Origin of the sequence: Lacticaseibacillus zeae subsp. silagei (assembly GCF_030770335.1) — a bacterium.
GTDB classification, from domain to species: domain Bacteria; phylum Bacillota; class Bacilli; order Lactobacillales; family Lactobacillaceae; genus Lacticaseibacillus; species Lacticaseibacillus zeae.
Genome location: NZ_CP132484.1, coordinates 1,426,440 through 1,441,239, shown reverse-complemented (window position 1 = coordinate 1,441,239; position 14,800 = coordinate 1,426,440). Strand labels below are relative to the sequence as shown.

Genomic DNA, 14,800 nt, shown 5'->3' with positions numbered 1-14,800 from the left:
GTTCGCTTTTTGTTTCGTCAAAGATAATTTGACAGCAACTTTAGGATATTAGTGCCAAAGCGGAGCAATCGTAGGCGATTTGGAGCTCAGCCGTGGAATTGTTGTTGGTGGGGCGCTCTTTGCCCCGCCTACAACAAGGCCGAGCTTCGAAACCGCGGGCTTTGCGGGTTCGAAGTCGTGCCCACAGCGTTCCAGCCCCAAATCGCCGGAGATTGCGGAGTTTGACACGACGTGGAACTTATTGTCTAACCTTTTTTCTTCATTAGTCGAAGTTCGTTAAAACTTGAACATCCTTAATGGAATTAAGCCCCAGCCTCGTCTTTTGTCAACTCGTCACGCCTCAATCAAACAACACCGCCATCACCGATCAAAAGCATGCCGATACGCTTCTTCAAACCACTTCGCCTGCTTTTCATCGGGACTGATGACCACGATGGTATCATGGCCGGCAATGGTGCCGACGACCTGATCAAAATCGATATCGTCGATGATGGCCGCCAGCAAGTTGCCATTGCTCGGCAGTGTCTTGATGACATTCATAAACTGAACCCGGGTGATCGACAAGCCGACTTCACGGATCGAACGGCCTAGACGCTCGAGTTGGGATTCCGCCGAGCCACGAAAAATCGTATACCGCAGTGTTCCTGTTGCATCTTGCGCCTTCACGATTTTCATTTCGCGAATGTCGCGGGAAATCGTTGCCTGCGTGGCATCAATGCCCGCCGCTTTTAAAGCTGCCAGCAGCTCTTCTTGGGTGGCGATTGGCTTTTGGTTAATAATTCGCGCCAACGCTGCCTGCCGTTCATTTTTGTTCATCCCAATACCTCCACCATGACGCTGTCGTTAATAGCGATGGTATGACGGACTACATCTCTTCCGGTGCGGCCACACCGAGCAAATGCAAGGCATTCTCCAAAACCTGCGTGGTCGCCTTCACCATCGCGAGCCGGGCCGGCAATTCACTGTCTTCAACCAAAACTTTGACGTTGGCATAATACTGATTAAACGCCTTGGCCAAGCGCAAAGCATACTTGGCAATCACGGAAGGCTCATACTCCTTAGCGGCCCGCACAAGAATGGCCGGGAAATCACCCAATGCCCGCAAAACATCCCATGCAGCCGGATCACTCAAAGCCACTTCCGGTGCTGGCGCAATGTCGGCTTTCCGCAAAATGCTATGCGCCCGGGCATTGGTGTATTGAACATAAGGACCGGTTTCGCCTTCAAACCGAACAACCTCTTCCAAATTAAAGTCGAAGTTATCTAACCGTTCATTTTTCAAGTCATGGAAAATAACCGCGCCGACGCCCACTTCATGAGCTACCTGTTGGGCATTCGGCAAATCCGGATGTTTTTCGGCAATTTGCTGCTTAGCTAGATCAACCGCATCGTTTAAAACTTTTTCTAGTAAAATAATGTTGCCGCGGCGGGTTGACAATTTCTTGCCATTTGCCGTAATCAGACCAAACGGAATATGGTGAATATCATTGGCCCAGTCATAACCCATTTCCAGCAAGACTGCTTTCAGCTGCTGAAAATGCTCGCGCTGTTCGTTACCAACCACATACAGGCTTTGGACAAAGTGATAATGATTCTTACGGAAAATTGCCGCAGCCAAGTCACGCGTCATGTAAAGCGTAGCCCCATCGGACTTCTTAATCAGTGCCGGATTAAGGTTGTACTTGCTTAAATCGACAATTTCGGCCCCTTGACTGGTTTTGAGCAAATGTTTGTCTTCAAGCGTCTTAACCACGCTGTCCATTTTGTCGTTGTAAAAGGCTTCCCCGTTATAGGAATCAAAATCCACTCCGAGAATCTTGTAAATGCGATTGAACTCGGCCAACGACACGGTTCGGAACCACCGCCATAACGTGAGCGCTTCGTCATCGCCATCTTCAAGGCGTTTGAACCATGCCCGCGCTTCTTCTTCCAATTCCGGATCCTTTTCGGCTTTCTCATGAAACTCCACATAATACTGAAGCAGATTTTTGATCGGATCGGTTTTCACCGCTGCTTCAGAGCCCCATTTCTTATAAGCCACAATTAACTTGCCGAACTGGGTGCCCCAGTCGCCGAGGTGATTGATTTTAATCGGGCTGTATCCGACTTTTGCCAAAATATTGGCCAGCGCATTCCCGATAACCGTCGAACGCAGATGACCCATTGACATTGGCTTGGCAATATTCGGGCTACTCATATCGATCGGAACATTGCCTTTCCCCATTTTGGCATTGCCGTAATGGTCGCCTTCTTGGGCAATGGCTTTCAAGACTTCGTGGGCAAAACTAATCTTGTCCAAATAAAAGTTGACATAACCGCCTACCGCTTTAACCTGTTCAAATGGCGCCGCATCGATTTTTTCAACCAAATCGCTGGCGATCATTTTGGGTGCCCGGTGCAGGATTTTGGCTAATGAGAAAGTGGGAAAAGCATAATCACCTAAGTCAGATGATTTAGGCGTTTCGACTAACGCGGCAATCTTTGCTTCATCCAGTTGACCCGCCAAGGCTGGCTTAAGGGCATTGACAACAAGTTCTTTGAAATCCATAAGTTCCTCCTAAAATGATGATGCCACGAAAAAAGACCCATCTCCCCCTTATCGAAGAGACGAGCCTTTGCCCGCGGTACCACTCTACTTGACATATGTCCACTCAAAATACTGATCCTCAAAAGCGCGCCGCCTGGTCTGACGTGATCGTTTGCACTAGCCGATCTCACTGTTAAAACGCCGATTGACCTGACATCCTCTTTCTCTTCGGACCTATACAGCGGTCGACGAGAATCGAACTCGCGACACCAGCTTGGGAAGCTGGAGTTTTACCACTAAACTACGACCGCAAATCAACGCATATAAGTGTATCACGGCAATGCACATTTGCAAAGCCACAATCGGTCTTTTTTTCTATGATTTCAATGAGAAAACATCTTAAAAATGAGTACGCGTAATTTTTTTGTTAATCTTTCTCACCGTGTTATAATAATAGGAAAGAAGAGGAGTGGTCGAGATGGCAAAAACGGGACGTCACTATTACTTCGTGGCGCGCAACGAGAAAACCAAAACTGGTTATCGCATTAGTTTCCCTAATATCCCTAATGCTGAGGCAGTCGGGACAACGTATGAAGAAACCGTTTATTATTCATATCGGGTCTTGGCTGATTTCTTAAGCCATCTGCCAAAAAAAGAAGCCGAGATCCGCGCCTATACACTGTCAGATATTCCGGATACTGTTTCAAGTAACGTTTTCTACTCGTTAGTGAGCGTCACGCCAGACTTTGATCCCCACAAGATGGAGACACACTTTACCTTACCGCAAACGCCGCCAGACGATATTCGGCAAAAAGCCGCCAAACTAGCGGGATTGGTAACGCCGAATGACAATGTTGCTTTATAGGACACAAATAAGATGCGAACTTTTCAAATGATCTTGTTGGCAATCTTTGTCATCGGGGTTCTAGCGGCTTTTATCGGTTTATTGAGTTGGTTGATGTTAATGCTTAGGCATCAGCCGCCTGATCGCGCTCGTCGTTTAACGCTGATGAGTGGTGCGGTTGCTTTAATTGCTTTGATTTTAAACGCCTTCACTTAATGATTAACGCTCCGTACGCCATCTTTTCCGCGATGCCGGGGCGTTTTTGTTTGGCTGGCGAGCCAGTGACTGGTTTCTGGCGCTTTTCTATGCTTAAATGGGAACAGCAAATATTGAAGGAGTGGGCACATGACTGATCTGCATACAAGTATTGATGAGTTTCAATTTGACAACGTGTTTATGAATGCAAGTGGCGTACGCTGCTACACCAAAGACGAACTGGATGAACTGGCAGAAAGCGATGCCGGAACTTTGGTTACCAAGAGCGCGACCCAGGCAAAGCGACTTGGCAATCCCAGCCCGCGATATGCCCGCTTAGAACTAGGATCGATTAATTCCATGGGGCTGCCTAATGAAGGTCTCGAGTATTATTTGGATTATGCGTTGAGCTTTCAAAAAGCCCATCCGGACAAGCCGATTTTTCTTTCGGTTGCCAGTCTTTCCATGGAAGAAAATCTGGCGATGGCCCACACCATTGAAGATTCAGACTTTAACGGGTTGGTTGAGTTCAATTTAAGCTGCCCGAATGTTCCCGGCAAGCCGCAGACCGGTTATGACTTTGACCGGACACAGGAAGTTTTGACCAATCTCTTTAGCTTCTTTACCAAACCGGCCGGTGTCAAGTTGCCGCCTTATTTTGACCTCGCGCAATTTGACCAGATGGCGGCGATTCTCAATCAATTCCCGCTTAAATTCGTCAATTCGATTAACAGCCTCGGCAACGGCCTTATGATTGATCCGGAAACCGACACGGCGTTGATCAAGCCTAAAGGTGGCTTTGGCGGCATCGGCGGTGCCTACGCCAAACCAATCGCGCTTGCTAACGTCCGGGCTTTTGCGCAGCGCCTCGATCCTAAGATTCGACTGATCGGTACCGGTGGCGTGACCAACGGCCGGGATGCTTACGATTTGATTCTAGCCGGCGCAAGTCTTGTCCAGGTAGGTACCCTCTTGCAAGAAGAAGGCCCAGCTGCGTTCACGCGGCTTACCCGCGAGTTACGCGCTGTGATGCAAACTAAAGGCTACAATGCCATTAGTGACTTCAAAGGGCAATTAAAAGTCTTATCATGAATGAAAAAATCAGAGTCTGGACTTACTTCAAGCACAACACAAAAGATTTTGCCCGGCACTGGGGCGCGTATTTTCTACTCATTAGTGTGACCAACTTGGTCGTTGGCCTCGCGATCATCCCGTTGCTGACTTTCGGTGCCCAGCAAGTCTTGCGCTTGGGAAAAGTGCCTTACGTGACGTTGACTAATTTAGGCCAGATCGTCACAACCAAACCTGTGACGGCGCTCTGGTTACTTTTGATTGGATTATTGCTGTTACTGTTTGTCTACTGGCAATTCGCATTCTTGTTACTCGGCATTCAAAACATTCATCGCCAGACGCGCTTAAGCTTTCGCCAACTTGCTAGGGTTACGCTCAGGAAAACTCGGCGGTTGACGCCAACAACGATTGTCATTCTGATTGCCTATTTTGTTTTAGTCTTTCCGTTTTCGAGTATTGTTTTTAAAACCAGTCTCTTGGCCAAATTGACCATTCCTGACTTTATCATCGATTATATTTTTGGACACTGGTATTTGACCGTGTTGATCATTGTGCTTTATTTGTTAGGCACTTGGTTAGCCATCCGACTTCTCCCCTTGTTGCCAGCGTTAATTCTCAATGATCAACCTCCGCGGGCGACGGTGGTTCGCAGTTGGCGGGCCACTCGGGGACAAGCATGGCGAACCTTATGGGCAGTTTTACTCATTGTGATCCCGGTTCTAATGCTTTCGATCTTGTTGGTTGCAGGTTTATATGCATTTCAAACCTATCTAGATCAACAATGGCAGCAATGGGCGCTGCTTGGTGCCACGATCAATCTCGGTTTTTTACAGGTTGCCATGCTACTAATCACGGTCTTTTTCACCGTGATGCTTTATCAATTGGCGACATCGCAAGCGGAAACTTTTCACTTGATTGGTAATCAAGACCGCATTGTCCAAGCGCCAAAACAGCGACGTACCCTCCTTTTCCGAATCAGTGCATTTGCATTGATCTTGGTCATTATCAGCGGCACTAGCCTGTTCTATCATGATTATCTGACCGGAGCATTAACTACCCAGCCATTAACGATTTCCCACCGCGGCGTCGATGATGGCAACGGCGTTCAAAATACGATTCCCGCACTTTTGGCAACCGCCAAAGAAAAACCGGATTATGTCGAAATGGATCTTCATGAAACCAAGGACCATCAGTTTGTCGTCATGCATGACGAGAATTTAAAGGCGTTAACCGGCAAAGACGCCACACCGCATCAACTTACGCTGGCGGAAATCACGCAATTGACTGCGCGCGAAAACGGCCACGCTGCCAAAGTCGCTAGCTTTGACCAATATTTGGCGGCCGCTGAGAAAGTGAATCAAAAACTACTAGTGGAAATCAAAACCACGTCACAGGATAGTCCGCAAATGATGGATCGGTTCATCAAACGCTATGCGCAACGCTTATTGGTCGACCGCGATCAAGTGCATTCGCTTGATTATCGCGTGGTGAAAACGCTACGCCAACGGGTACCAAAGCTTAAGACGTTCTTTATCCTACCGTATACGTTGGTTTTCCCGGAAACACCGGCTAGTGGCTATACGTTAGAAACGACCACACTTTCAAGCACCGTGACTGATCAAGCGCACGCCCACCATCAAGCCATCTATGCCTGGACTGTTAACGATCCTGATGATATGCAAAAAATGACGTTTATGGATGCGGACGGCATTATTACCGATCAATTAGGTACGTTGAAAGCAACGCTGCGTGAGATGAATGATCACCCCACCTATGCTGATCAGCTTTTGGATTATTTGAATGGCTACTCAACAGAGGACAATTCGCCGTTTTAAGTCATTGAGTCATGTGTCACCCTTTCTCAAAGAACAAGCAAAGTAAAAGCCGGCACCATTTCTATTTTGGAAATGATGCCGGCTTTCTTTAACCGATCAATATTGGTCAGTCACTGAAGCTATTTTATTTATTTAAAGTAATAACGTGCCGTCTCTAAAGCACTGGTCTCCATCAAACGCTTACCATATTCTGACAGAACCGCAGATGACAATGGTGAACGATCGCCAAATTCCAAGGCAACCGCCATTTCGTCATGGGCTTCGTTAGAGGAAATCTCATTGGGATAGAACGTTAATACGAGGTAATAATTTTGCTTATACCGGTAAAGATCGCTCTTTCCGCCTTCCAAACGCAGCGTCTGCGCAAGGCTGATAAAGTCTTCAAAGTCCTTTAATTTCAATACGAGTTCGGTTTGCGGAGCTTTTTTGGCGTCAATATAACCGCCTTCGTCGACTACCTGTTGATCATGTTGATCGTTGGCGTCTAAGCCTTGCAGCTGCTGACGAATATAATCCGGTACTTGGGTGTCCGTACTGTCATCATCAGAACCGGTGTCGCTATCATCGTTCTTTTGACCATTCTTACTGATCAACAATTCGAGCCCGGATTGACTCGGCATGACCTGAAACGTCACGGCCTCGTTTGTGGCAAACGTATGGTCTTTGTCGACTTCATCGAGGATGCTGTAAAAGAAGCTCTCAATCTGCTTGTGATTGCCAAGTAGATCCAATACCGTAATTCCCCGCTGCGCTAGATCATCGTTGCCTAACATGACCCGGATCGTATTTGCATTAATCCGTTCCATTTCCATGATTGCTGCACCTCACTTTAGTCACGGAACCCTGAGTTCTGTGGTTCATCACATGACCACTTACTACATTATAGCAGATTTACTACGTCAAGGCATTCTACCGCACGTAAACGCTATGATCAAGTCTGGTGCCCAGAGTGTGAACTGGCGCGCTTAGAAGTCGGAGTATAAGTGGCCTTAGACGTGATGGCCCGGTTTTGGCCATTGCGCCTAAGGTCCTTATACGTGCAGACTTCTGCGCCAGTGAACGCGTTTCAGAGCGTGAGCAAGGCCGGTTGTAAGCGGCCTTGGGCGTGCCTAGCCATCACGTCTGAGGCCACTTACCCGCAGACTTCTGCGCCAGTGAACGCGCTTCAAAGCCCAAACCACCCCAATAAACACGCTTTCAAAACCCGCTCCTGTCTAAAACCTTATCCTTCAAGCCAAAATAAAAAATGCCCCAACACTTCTACACGTGTCGAGACAATTTATTTTATGATTAATGACCAATTGGCTGTTAGCTTGTTTAAGTACAACAGTCACGCGGGTAAAAGACCACGACTTATCAAATTAAAATCCTGCCAATAATTGCGCCTGTTGAAGTTCCAAGGTACGCACAGACCGCGGCAAAAAGCGCCGGATCTCATCTTCGTTATATCCAACCTGAAGACGCTTGTCGTCCATCATGATCGGCCGCCGCAGTAAACCCGGATATTTTGCTACCAGTTTAATCAGCGTGCCAGTCGATAACTCATCGATGTTAATCCCTAGCTCCTGGAAGATCTTCGAACGTGTTGAAATAATTTCTTCGGTACCCTCTTCGGTCATCATCAATAACCGCTTGATTTCATCAACGTTCAATGGATCAGAAAAAATATTACGTTCTTTAAAAGGAATCTTATTTTCCTTTAACCAGGCGCGCGCCTTCCGACAAGATGTGCAACTTGGGGACGTGTATAAAATAACCATGAGCGCTCGCTCCTTTTTCTTTGACGAGGAATCCTTCTCAACTACAGGTATAGTATACGAGATTGCCTCGAAGCGGCGCAATCATATTCAGAAAAATAATTTTTTAAAAATTGAAAATCCAATTTTGAAATCTCTGTAGATCTCTGCACAATCAACGTTTTTATAAGTTTTCTTGTGAAAAATAGCTCAAGTTATAATAACTAATTTTTTAACATTTAGTTCTCATTTTAAGTGAACATTTATGATCACTATCAGACATTAATTGTCAAGTCATCTGCCGCTAACAAAATTGGTATGCCCACTGCTTGTTTTGCAGCCTGCTGTTTTAAGGTATCAAGGTCGAGTTGTTGCGGCAAATGTGTCAACAAGAGTTGCTTGACGCCGGCATCCTTTGCTAACTGGCCGGCCTCAGGTGCGGTTAAATGCCACCGTGGTGACGGTTGATCTGCCAGAAAATTGGTATCTGCCATTAAGAGATCGGCATTTTTTGCAAACGGTACCAATCCAGAAAAGTAACGGGTATCACTTGTGTTGACCAGCACTTTATTGGTCCCTGATTCAACAATACGCACCGCAAAGGCTGGCACCGGATGCTGCGTCTCAAGAAATGTTATTGTGAAGGGTCCCAGATGCAAGGTACTGTCAGCGGAGTAGCCCATGCCTTGCGTATACGGGCCAAAGGTTAGACTGCCAAAGTTTAACGGATCCATCGTATGGCCGTAAATTGGCAAGGGCGAGACTTTTTTGTCACCCTTACGCAGCTGATAGTAATATTGCAACACGCCGACATCCGCCGTATGATCGTGATGATAATGGGTTAGCAAAACCGCATCTAGTTGCAATGGATCAAAAACCTTCTCCAAGGCAAGCAAACCGCCACTGCCTAAATCCATTAATAAATGATAATCACCACTTTCAACTAAGTACGTGCTGGTTGCGTGGCCGGCATCTGGATAACCGCCGAGATAACCTAAAACTGTCAATTTCATTTAGTTTTTCCTCCCTTTCAACCTGAAAAGCCACTAAGAAGTTTATAATAAGTGTGGAGGTGGTCGGTATGTCCACAATACAAACAGTCTTCGGTAGCAAGTCGTTCCTTGTCAAATTGCTCGATGAGCGCCATGATCCCCAACTAAAATTGCTAAAACCGGCACAAAGCGGCTTGGATTACATGATTTATGATCCGAGCGGCCGGGCGACATTCAGCGCGCCATTGCGTTACGACGTCATTACGAGCTTAGGTCCAACCGAACAAAATGGCTATGTGCAGTTCATGTATTTTAATTTGGACACGGACGATGTTAAAGTGTTCTTATCAAAAATCAAACAATTGATCGATAACCATGACATCTTGCTTGGGGAAAATCATATCCTGTTGGCGCAAGAAGTCAAACACCCTGATAATTTTCTGATGGTTTCTGTCTGGCAATCCAGCAATGACTACTACGAGTTCAAGAATACCCCAGCGCTCTCGTCAGTCAAGGAATTCATTCGCCGCGCCGCTTCGGCCAATGGCTTTCATGAAGCGGGTTATACCGTCATTGACCCCCATCAAAAAGATTAAACCGAGCCGGCCATGTAACCGGAAAATTTCTAACATGTCAGTCCTGTGAGCCGGCAAGTATTCGTCTAACATCAAAGCACCAGAATTCGCCAGAACCGATCTCCAATAACAAACCACCGTTATCGCTGATCTTCGCTGGTCATTCTGGTGCTTTTTGATGCATTTTCATTAGTCGCTGACCCACCGGCTAACCGGCCCGTCAACCATGCGAATCATGACATGCACAGTCGCCTGATAAAACAACCAGTCAATCCCGGCATAAATGGCAATCATCAGTCCTAGATAACGCGATGGCGGATTATCAAGATAATTGGTCATCACACTGATCACACACAGTGCCATCATAATGCCGAATACAAGTGGGACCGCAAAAACCACCGCAGCCTGACGGTAAATCGTGTGCCGAATCTGTTGCGGATCCATCCCCAAATGCTTTAATATCTGAAAATGCCGCTTCTCCTGACGCACGGCGATGACTTGTTTGAGCAATAAGATACTGCCTGTCGCGACCACAAAAACACCGCTTAGCAGCAAGATCAAAAATAGCAAAAAGCCATATAACGTACTGACAAAATTCTGTTCCGACGCTTGCAGCCCGATCGGATTACGCCAGAAGTTCATTTTGGCGCTCACCCGATTAGTGACTTTCAGATCGTTGCCTGCCCGTTCATTGGCACCAATATTGACGTACTCCTGCAGATTCTTGCTATTGTCCAAATGCTGCAGTTGTGTCAGTGCCCGGCGTGCAGATCTTGTTTTAGGCAGCTTAGCCATATATAACCGGTCCGGAGTGCCTTCTAACATGTCAAAGGTTCGATCACTAACCAGTAATCCCCGGTCAAAATAATTATTACTCCCGGTTGGAAAAAGATTAGTCGTTCGGGTGAGCCGAAGTGACGTGTCACTACCTGGTAACATAATCGCTCGATCCGGATTACGCCGCGCGCCAACCGGTCGAAACCCGGTTCTGTTTGGCAACATTAACTGAGCTTCCTGTTGTCGTAATCGAACTGGGGGTAAACTCTTTTGCAGTCGCGCTACCCGACGATAATCACGCATTGCGACGACATTGTAAACACTAGGCTGATCGCGAATCTGGCCAACTTGATTCCTTAACCTAATCTCGGCATATAATAATTTAGTCGACATGGTGACCGCGTGCGTCGGCTTGACCTTGGCTTTTTTTAAAACGTCCGTCACATTATCAACGCCGATTCCGGAGGCTACGACAGTCGTCGGAATTTCACGTAACACCAATTCTTGTTCGTATTGAAACAACATGACCGAACTGCCAAGCATCGTGATCGTCACAGCACAAAGCAGCGTCGTCAACCACAATGAGTGGGCATTGCCTTGCAACCTTTTGATAATCAGATGGCGCGAAATGCCACTTGCATTGCGGGTCTGCATCTCATGACGACGCTGATACCACGCCACCAATCCGGGCAAAAAGTCGGCAAAAACAAGAAAAAGTCCCAGCAGCAGCGCTGTCACAAGCACAACTAAGAGAATTGGGAGTATCATTCGGCCCGGAATCCATGGTAGTAATCGCATTAAACTACCACTAATTGGCAACAAGCGCAGCATCGTCAACAGACTACCAACCAATAACGCAAAGCCGCCTACACCAAGCCAAAAACGCCACCAGGTTTGCGGCTTGGGCGGGGCAGGCACATCTTGTTGCCGAATGAATTGGCGAAGTGGATTTTGAACATAAATGGCATTAACGGCGCCAACTAACAGATAAACCACGCCCATCAATGTCAAAACGTCCAGCAACGCTGATGGGGACACCATAAAACCAATCGGAGTATGCAAAGCCATCAAGCGGATCAACACCATGCCTAACAATGGCGATAGAATAAATCCAAGCAAGACCCCGGTTATCAATCCGATCGCACCGACAATCAGACTTTCAATAAACACCGTCACTCCCAGTTTGGCACCGGATAATCCCAAAAGTCGGTATAAGCCGATCTCCTGATCACGACGGGCAATTAACAGGCTATTTAAATACAATAGGAAACTGATCGAAAACAAAGCCAGCAGGACCATGACAATCATTAGCAGGCTGGGTACAATATCCAAACTGCCTAATCGTTTGCTGGCATCACTTAAAATCGACCGATTATTCGCAACCGCGCCAATCGCATACATAATCGCGTTGATCAATGCAGCAATCATGATCTGCAAGCCATCTTCGTGCCGATGACGCACAAGGTTGGTCTTAATCTGTTGCCACACGTGAATGGCCTCCTCCGCTTACTGTCGCTTCCATATCAATGATGCGATCAAAGAACTGCTCACGGGATTTGCCGCGGGTTACTTCAGCAAAAAACGCCCCATCTTTAATGAAAATAATCCGACTGGCAAAACTGGCCGTAAACGGATCATGGGTAACCATCAAAATCGTGGTTTTCTCTTGCTGATTTAACTGCTGGAGATACCGCAAAAAATCTGTTGCTGCCAATGAGTCGAGACTCCCGGTCGGTTCATCGGCCAACAGTAGGCTCGGCTGTGTGATCACCGCCCGCGCCGCCGCTACCCGCTGACGCTGACCCATGCTTAACTCGCCCGGGAACGCCTTCAATAACGGATCTAAATTGAGATGCTGGGACACCGTCCGGAGACGTTCAGCGCGATCTGGTTGAACATGACGCTGTAACGTCAGTGGTAAAAGGACATTTTGCGCGACCGTCATATCGTCTAACAAATTAAAATCTTGAAAAACAAAACCCAGATGATCGCGACGGAATGCAGCTTGTTGACTTTCATTCAAAGCTTCCAGATCATATCCGGCAATTTTGACCTTACCTGTGCTAGGCGTTTCAATCGTTGCCAAAATATTCAGTAAAGTCGACTTTCCCGCACCACTTGGCCCCATGATGCCGATGAATTCGCCGGCTGCAACCTGAAAACTGAGGTCATTTAAAGCGCGAACCCGATCATGTCGCTGTCCAAAGATTTTACTTAAATTAGATACTTCTAAAATTGCCATGGCTTACCTCCGTCATCATTCTACCAAAAACCAGTGGTGACTGCTGTTCATCGTCCTCCCTGACAAATTGCCATGTCGGCGACATTTTCTTATTAATCAACTGTTCTCGCGGCTTGTGCTTCCTGGCCAAAACTTATACGATAAGTGCAGGAATGGAGTTGATCACGTGTTTAAAATCATGATCGTGGAGGATGATCAGACCATCAGCGGCCTGATCGCTGACAACCTAAAAAAATGGCAGTTCGAACCAGTCGTTGTGACTGATTTTAACGCTGTCTTCGATGATTTTCTGCAAGAAAAGCCGCACTTGGTTTTATTGGACATCAATCTGCCGGTTTTCGACGGTTATTATTGGGTCCAAAAGATTCGCGAAGTCTCTAAGGTGCCGGTTATCTTTATCTCAAGCCGCAACACCAATATGGACATGGTCATGGCCATGAACATGGGCGCCGATGATTTCTTAAATAAACCGTTTGCGATGGAAGTTTTGATCGCCAAAATCAACGCACTGTTGCGCCGAACCTATAACTACGCCGATCAAGGAACGGATGTTTTGGAACACAACGGCCTTATGTTGAACCTGAAAAACGGGATGGCCCAAGTTAATGATAATGAAATCAACCTTTCAAAAAACGAGTACAAGTTACTACAGATTCTCATGCGCCAACATGGGCAGATCGTCAGCCGGTCCCGTCTTCTGAAGGATCTCTGGCAAGATGAACGTTTTGTTGACGACAATACGCTAACGGTTAACATCAATCGGTTGCGTAAAAAAATCGAAGAAGCCGGCTTAAAAGATTATATCCAAACTAAAGTCGGTCAAGGTTATATCGTTCCTTAGGAGGCCGCTATGCGTTTTCGCGATTACGTCAAAGACCACCTGTGGCCTATTGGCGGTTACATTTTATGTGTGGGGTTAGCGGCCATGATTATCTGGCTGGATCCCCAACATCGAGTTAAAATGTCAACACTCTGGTACGCAGTGTTATTAGTAACACTTGTTGCGAGCGCTTTTTTTGTGGCCCACTTTGGCCGGATTCGGCGCTTTGCGGCCCAACTTCATGACCGTCAAGAGGCCAAAGATGCGGCGCTGGACTGGCCGCTGCCTGGTGGTGAATCAGGCCTCGAAGAAGTCGTTGCCGATACGTACAATCAAATGCTGACGCTGCATCGCCAACAGATTACTGCCTTATTGGCCCAGCAACAGGATCAAAAAGATTTCATTGATTCCTGGGTCCATGAAATTAAAGTGCCGTTAGCAGCAGTTTCGCTTTTGGCTGAGAGTTTTGAAGGCCAGGTACCCGACGACAAACTTGACAATCTGAATTTGCAGTTAGACCACATCGAATTTTATGTCGAACAAGTTTTGTATTATTCCCGACTCGACAGTTTTTCCAAAGATTATCTTTTGCACAATACGCCACTAAAGCCGCTTGTAAATGATGTTGTTGCCAGTCAGCGGAATGGATTTATCAACAAACGCTTGTCATTTAAGCTCAATGGCGAGGATCAAACCGTACTAACCGATAACAAGTGGCTGCGCTTTATTTTGGCGCAACTGATCTCGAATGCCGTGAAATATACACCTGAAGGCGGCCGCATCAGTGCCACCATTCGCAATACCGGCAAAGAAACCCAGCTCATGATTACCGACACTGGCATTGGCATTCCTAAAGATGAACAGCATCGGGTTTTTGAAAAAGGCTTTACCGGGAGCAATGGGCGAATATCGAATCACAAATCAACCGGTTTGGGCCTCTTTTTGGCGGAAAAGCTATCCGAAAAGCTTGGCCATCATTTGACACTGACATCTGTGATTAACCAAGGGACCACGGTTACCATTCATTTTCCATATGTCAGCTATTACAGTGATCCCAGCCAAACAGTCCATCATCCCAAAACAAACCACGAGCACTCCTCTAATAGCTAAATGCGTCTTTTAGTCAGCAAAATCCAACAAAAAAGAACGAGTGACTTCTGACATGCAGTTTCCTGCAGCAAGCCAC

Annotated in this window: 14 protein-coding genes and 1 tRNA gene; 7 read left to right on the top strand and 8 right to left on the bottom strand. The window is 46.8% G+C overall.

All coding sequences use genetic code 11. The features are described 5' to 3' along the window. Positions 1-360: 360 nt before the first annotated feature. From argR to LACZS1_RS06840, 3 genes are all read right to left on the bottom strand, one after another. Complete coding sequence (gene argR, locus LACZS1_RS06850; RefSeq protein WP_010487841.1) at positions 361-816, bottom strand: arginine repressor; 456 nt, start codon at positions 814-816, stop codon at positions 361-363. Positions 817-865: 49 nt separating this feature from the next. Continuing rightward, the gene (argS, locus tag LACZS1_RS06845) at positions 866-2,548 is read right to left on the bottom strand and encodes an arginine--tRNA ligase (protein WP_070650504.1); all 1,683 of its coding nucleotides are present in this window, start codon (positions 2,546-2,548) and stop codon (positions 866-868) included. A 219-nt stretch (positions 2,549-2,767) separates the two neighbouring features. Next, positions 2,768-2,838, bottom strand: a tRNA-Gly gene (locus LACZS1_RS06840). Positions 2,839-3,005: 167 nt separating this feature from the next. Here LACZS1_RS06840 and LACZS1_RS06835 point away from each other — a divergent pair. The 4 genes from LACZS1_RS06835 to LACZS1_RS06820 all read left to right on the top strand — a co-directional run bounded on the left by LACZS1_RS06835 (position 3,006) and on the right by LACZS1_RS06820 (position 6,472). Then, positions 3,006-3,392, top strand: coding sequence for a hypothetical protein (locus tag LACZS1_RS06835; protein WP_047107557.1), 387 nt, complete (start codon positions 3,006-3,008; stop codon positions 3,390-3,392). A gap of 12 nt (positions 3,393-3,404) precedes the next feature. Then, positions 3,405-3,587, top strand: coding sequence for a hypothetical protein (locus LACZS1_RS06830; protein WP_070650505.1), 183 nt, complete (start codon positions 3,405-3,407; stop codon positions 3,585-3,587). A 129-nt stretch (positions 3,588-3,716) separates the two neighbouring features. Continuing rightward, positions 3,717-4,658: a dihydroorotate oxidase gene (locus LACZS1_RS06825; protein WP_274804338.1), complete on the top strand. Its 942-nt coding sequence runs from the start codon at positions 3,717-3,719 to the stop codon at positions 4,656-4,658. Then, the gene (locus LACZS1_RS06820) at positions 4,652-6,472 is read left to right on the top strand and encodes a glycerophosphoryl diester phosphodiesterase membrane domain-containing protein (protein ID WP_172493506.1); all 1,821 of its coding nucleotides are present in this window, start codon (positions 4,652-4,654) and stop codon (positions 6,470-6,472) included. Before LACZS1_RS06825 ends, LACZS1_RS06820 begins: the two co-directional genes overlap by 7 nt. Before the next feature lie 128 nt (positions 6,473-6,600). Here LACZS1_RS06820 and LACZS1_RS06815 read toward each other — a convergent pair whose 3' ends face one another. The 3 genes from LACZS1_RS06815 to LACZS1_RS06805 all read right to left on the bottom strand — a co-directional run bounded on the left by LACZS1_RS06815 (position 6,601) and on the right by LACZS1_RS06805 (position 9,221). Beyond that, positions 6,601-7,284: an adaptor protein MecA gene (locus tag LACZS1_RS06815; protein ID WP_070650508.1), complete on the bottom strand. Its 684-nt coding sequence runs from the start codon at positions 7,282-7,284 to the stop codon at positions 6,601-6,603. A 549-nt stretch (positions 7,285-7,833) separates the two neighbouring features. Next, positions 7,834-8,232 carry a transcriptional regulator SpxA gene (gene spxA, locus LACZS1_RS06810; protein WP_010487825.1) on the bottom strand — a complete coding sequence of 133 codons (399 nt, stop codon included), beginning with the start codon at positions 8,230-8,232 and terminating at the stop codon, positions 7,834-7,836. Between the two features lie 251 nt (positions 8,233-8,483). Further along, the gene (locus tag LACZS1_RS06805) at positions 8,484-9,221 is read right to left on the bottom strand and encodes an MBL fold metallo-hydrolase (RefSeq protein ID WP_070650509.1); all 738 of its coding nucleotides are present in this window, start codon (positions 9,219-9,221) and stop codon (positions 8,484-8,486) included. 68 nt (positions 9,222-9,289) lie between these two features. Between LACZS1_RS06805 and LACZS1_RS06800 the strand changes: the two genes are divergently transcribed. Next, the gene (locus LACZS1_RS06800; RefSeq protein WP_010487822.1) at positions 9,290-9,796 is read left to right on the top strand and encodes a hypothetical protein; all 507 of its coding nucleotides are present in this window, start codon (positions 9,290-9,292) and stop codon (positions 9,794-9,796) included. A 168-nt stretch (positions 9,797-9,964) separates the two neighbouring features. On the opposite strand, the gene LACZS1_RS06795 is transcribed toward LACZS1_RS06800, so the two are convergent. Beyond that, on the bottom strand, positions 9,965-12,040 hold the full coding sequence (locus LACZS1_RS06795) for an FtsX-like permease family protein (protein WP_070650510.1): 2,076 nt from the start codon (positions 12,038-12,040) through the stop codon (positions 9,965-9,967). Beyond that, entirely contained in the window at positions 12,024-12,794 is a 771-nt protein-coding gene (locus tag LACZS1_RS06790) for an ABC transporter ATP-binding protein (protein WP_010487818.1), read from the bottom strand. Before LACZS1_RS06790 ends, LACZS1_RS06795 begins: the two co-directional genes overlap by 17 nt. A gap of 166 nt (positions 12,795-12,960) precedes the next feature. On the opposite strand from LACZS1_RS06790, the gene LACZS1_RS06785 reads away from it, so the two are divergent. Further along, positions 12,961-13,635: a response regulator transcription factor gene (locus tag LACZS1_RS06785; protein WP_010487816.1), complete on the top strand. Its 675-nt coding sequence runs from the start codon at positions 12,961-12,963 to the stop codon at positions 13,633-13,635. A gap of 9 nt (positions 13,636-13,644) precedes the next feature. Further along, a complete protein-coding gene (locus tag LACZS1_RS06780; RefSeq protein ID WP_070650511.1) occupies positions 13,645-14,724 on the top strand; it encodes a sensor histidine kinase in 1,080 nt (359 codons plus the stop codon). Positions 14,725-14,800: the final 76 nt, after the last annotated feature.

Excerpts from the sequence above, each read along its gene's own strand:
- LACZS1_RS06805 (WP_070650509.1), bottom strand. The coding sequence starts at position 9,221 with ATGAAATTGACAGTTTTAGGTTATCTCGGCGGTTATCCAGATGCCGGC.
- LACZS1_RS06835 (WP_047107557.1), top strand. The coding sequence starts at position 3,006 with ATGGCAAAAACGGGACGTCACTATTACTTCGTGGCGCGCAACGAGAAA.
- argS (WP_070650504.1), bottom strand. The coding sequence starts at position 2,548 with ATGGATTTCAAAGAACTTGTTGTCAATGCCCTTAAGCCAGCCTTGGCG.
- spxA (WP_010487825.1), bottom strand. The coding sequence starts at position 8,232 with ATGGTTATTTTATACACGTCCCCAAGTTGCACATCTTGTCGGAAGGCG.
- LACZS1_RS06825 (WP_274804338.1), top strand. The coding sequence starts at position 3,717 with ATGACTGATCTGCATACAAGTATTGATGAGTTTCAATTTGACAACGTG.
- LACZS1_RS06830 (WP_070650505.1), top strand. The coding sequence starts at position 3,405 with ATGCGAACTTTTCAAATGATCTTGTTGGCAATCTTTGTCATCGGGGTT.
- LACZS1_RS06815 (WP_070650508.1), bottom strand. The coding sequence starts at position 7,284 with ATGGAAATGGAACGGATTAATGCAAATACGATCCGGGTCATGTTAGGC.
- LACZS1_RS06780 (WP_070650511.1), top strand. The coding sequence starts at position 13,645 with ATGCGTTTTCGCGATTACGTCAAAGACCACCTGTGGCCTATTGGCGGT.
- LACZS1_RS06800 (WP_010487822.1), top strand. The coding sequence starts at position 9,290 with ATGTCCACAATACAAACAGTCTTCGGTAGCAAGTCGTTCCTTGTCAAA.
- LACZS1_RS06790 (WP_010487818.1), bottom strand. The coding sequence starts at position 12,794 with ATGGCAATTTTAGAAGTATCTAATTTAAGTAAAATCTTTGGACAGCGA.
- argR (WP_010487841.1), bottom strand. The coding sequence starts at position 816 with ATGAACAAAAATGAACGGCAGGCAGCGTTGGCGCGAATTATTAACCAA.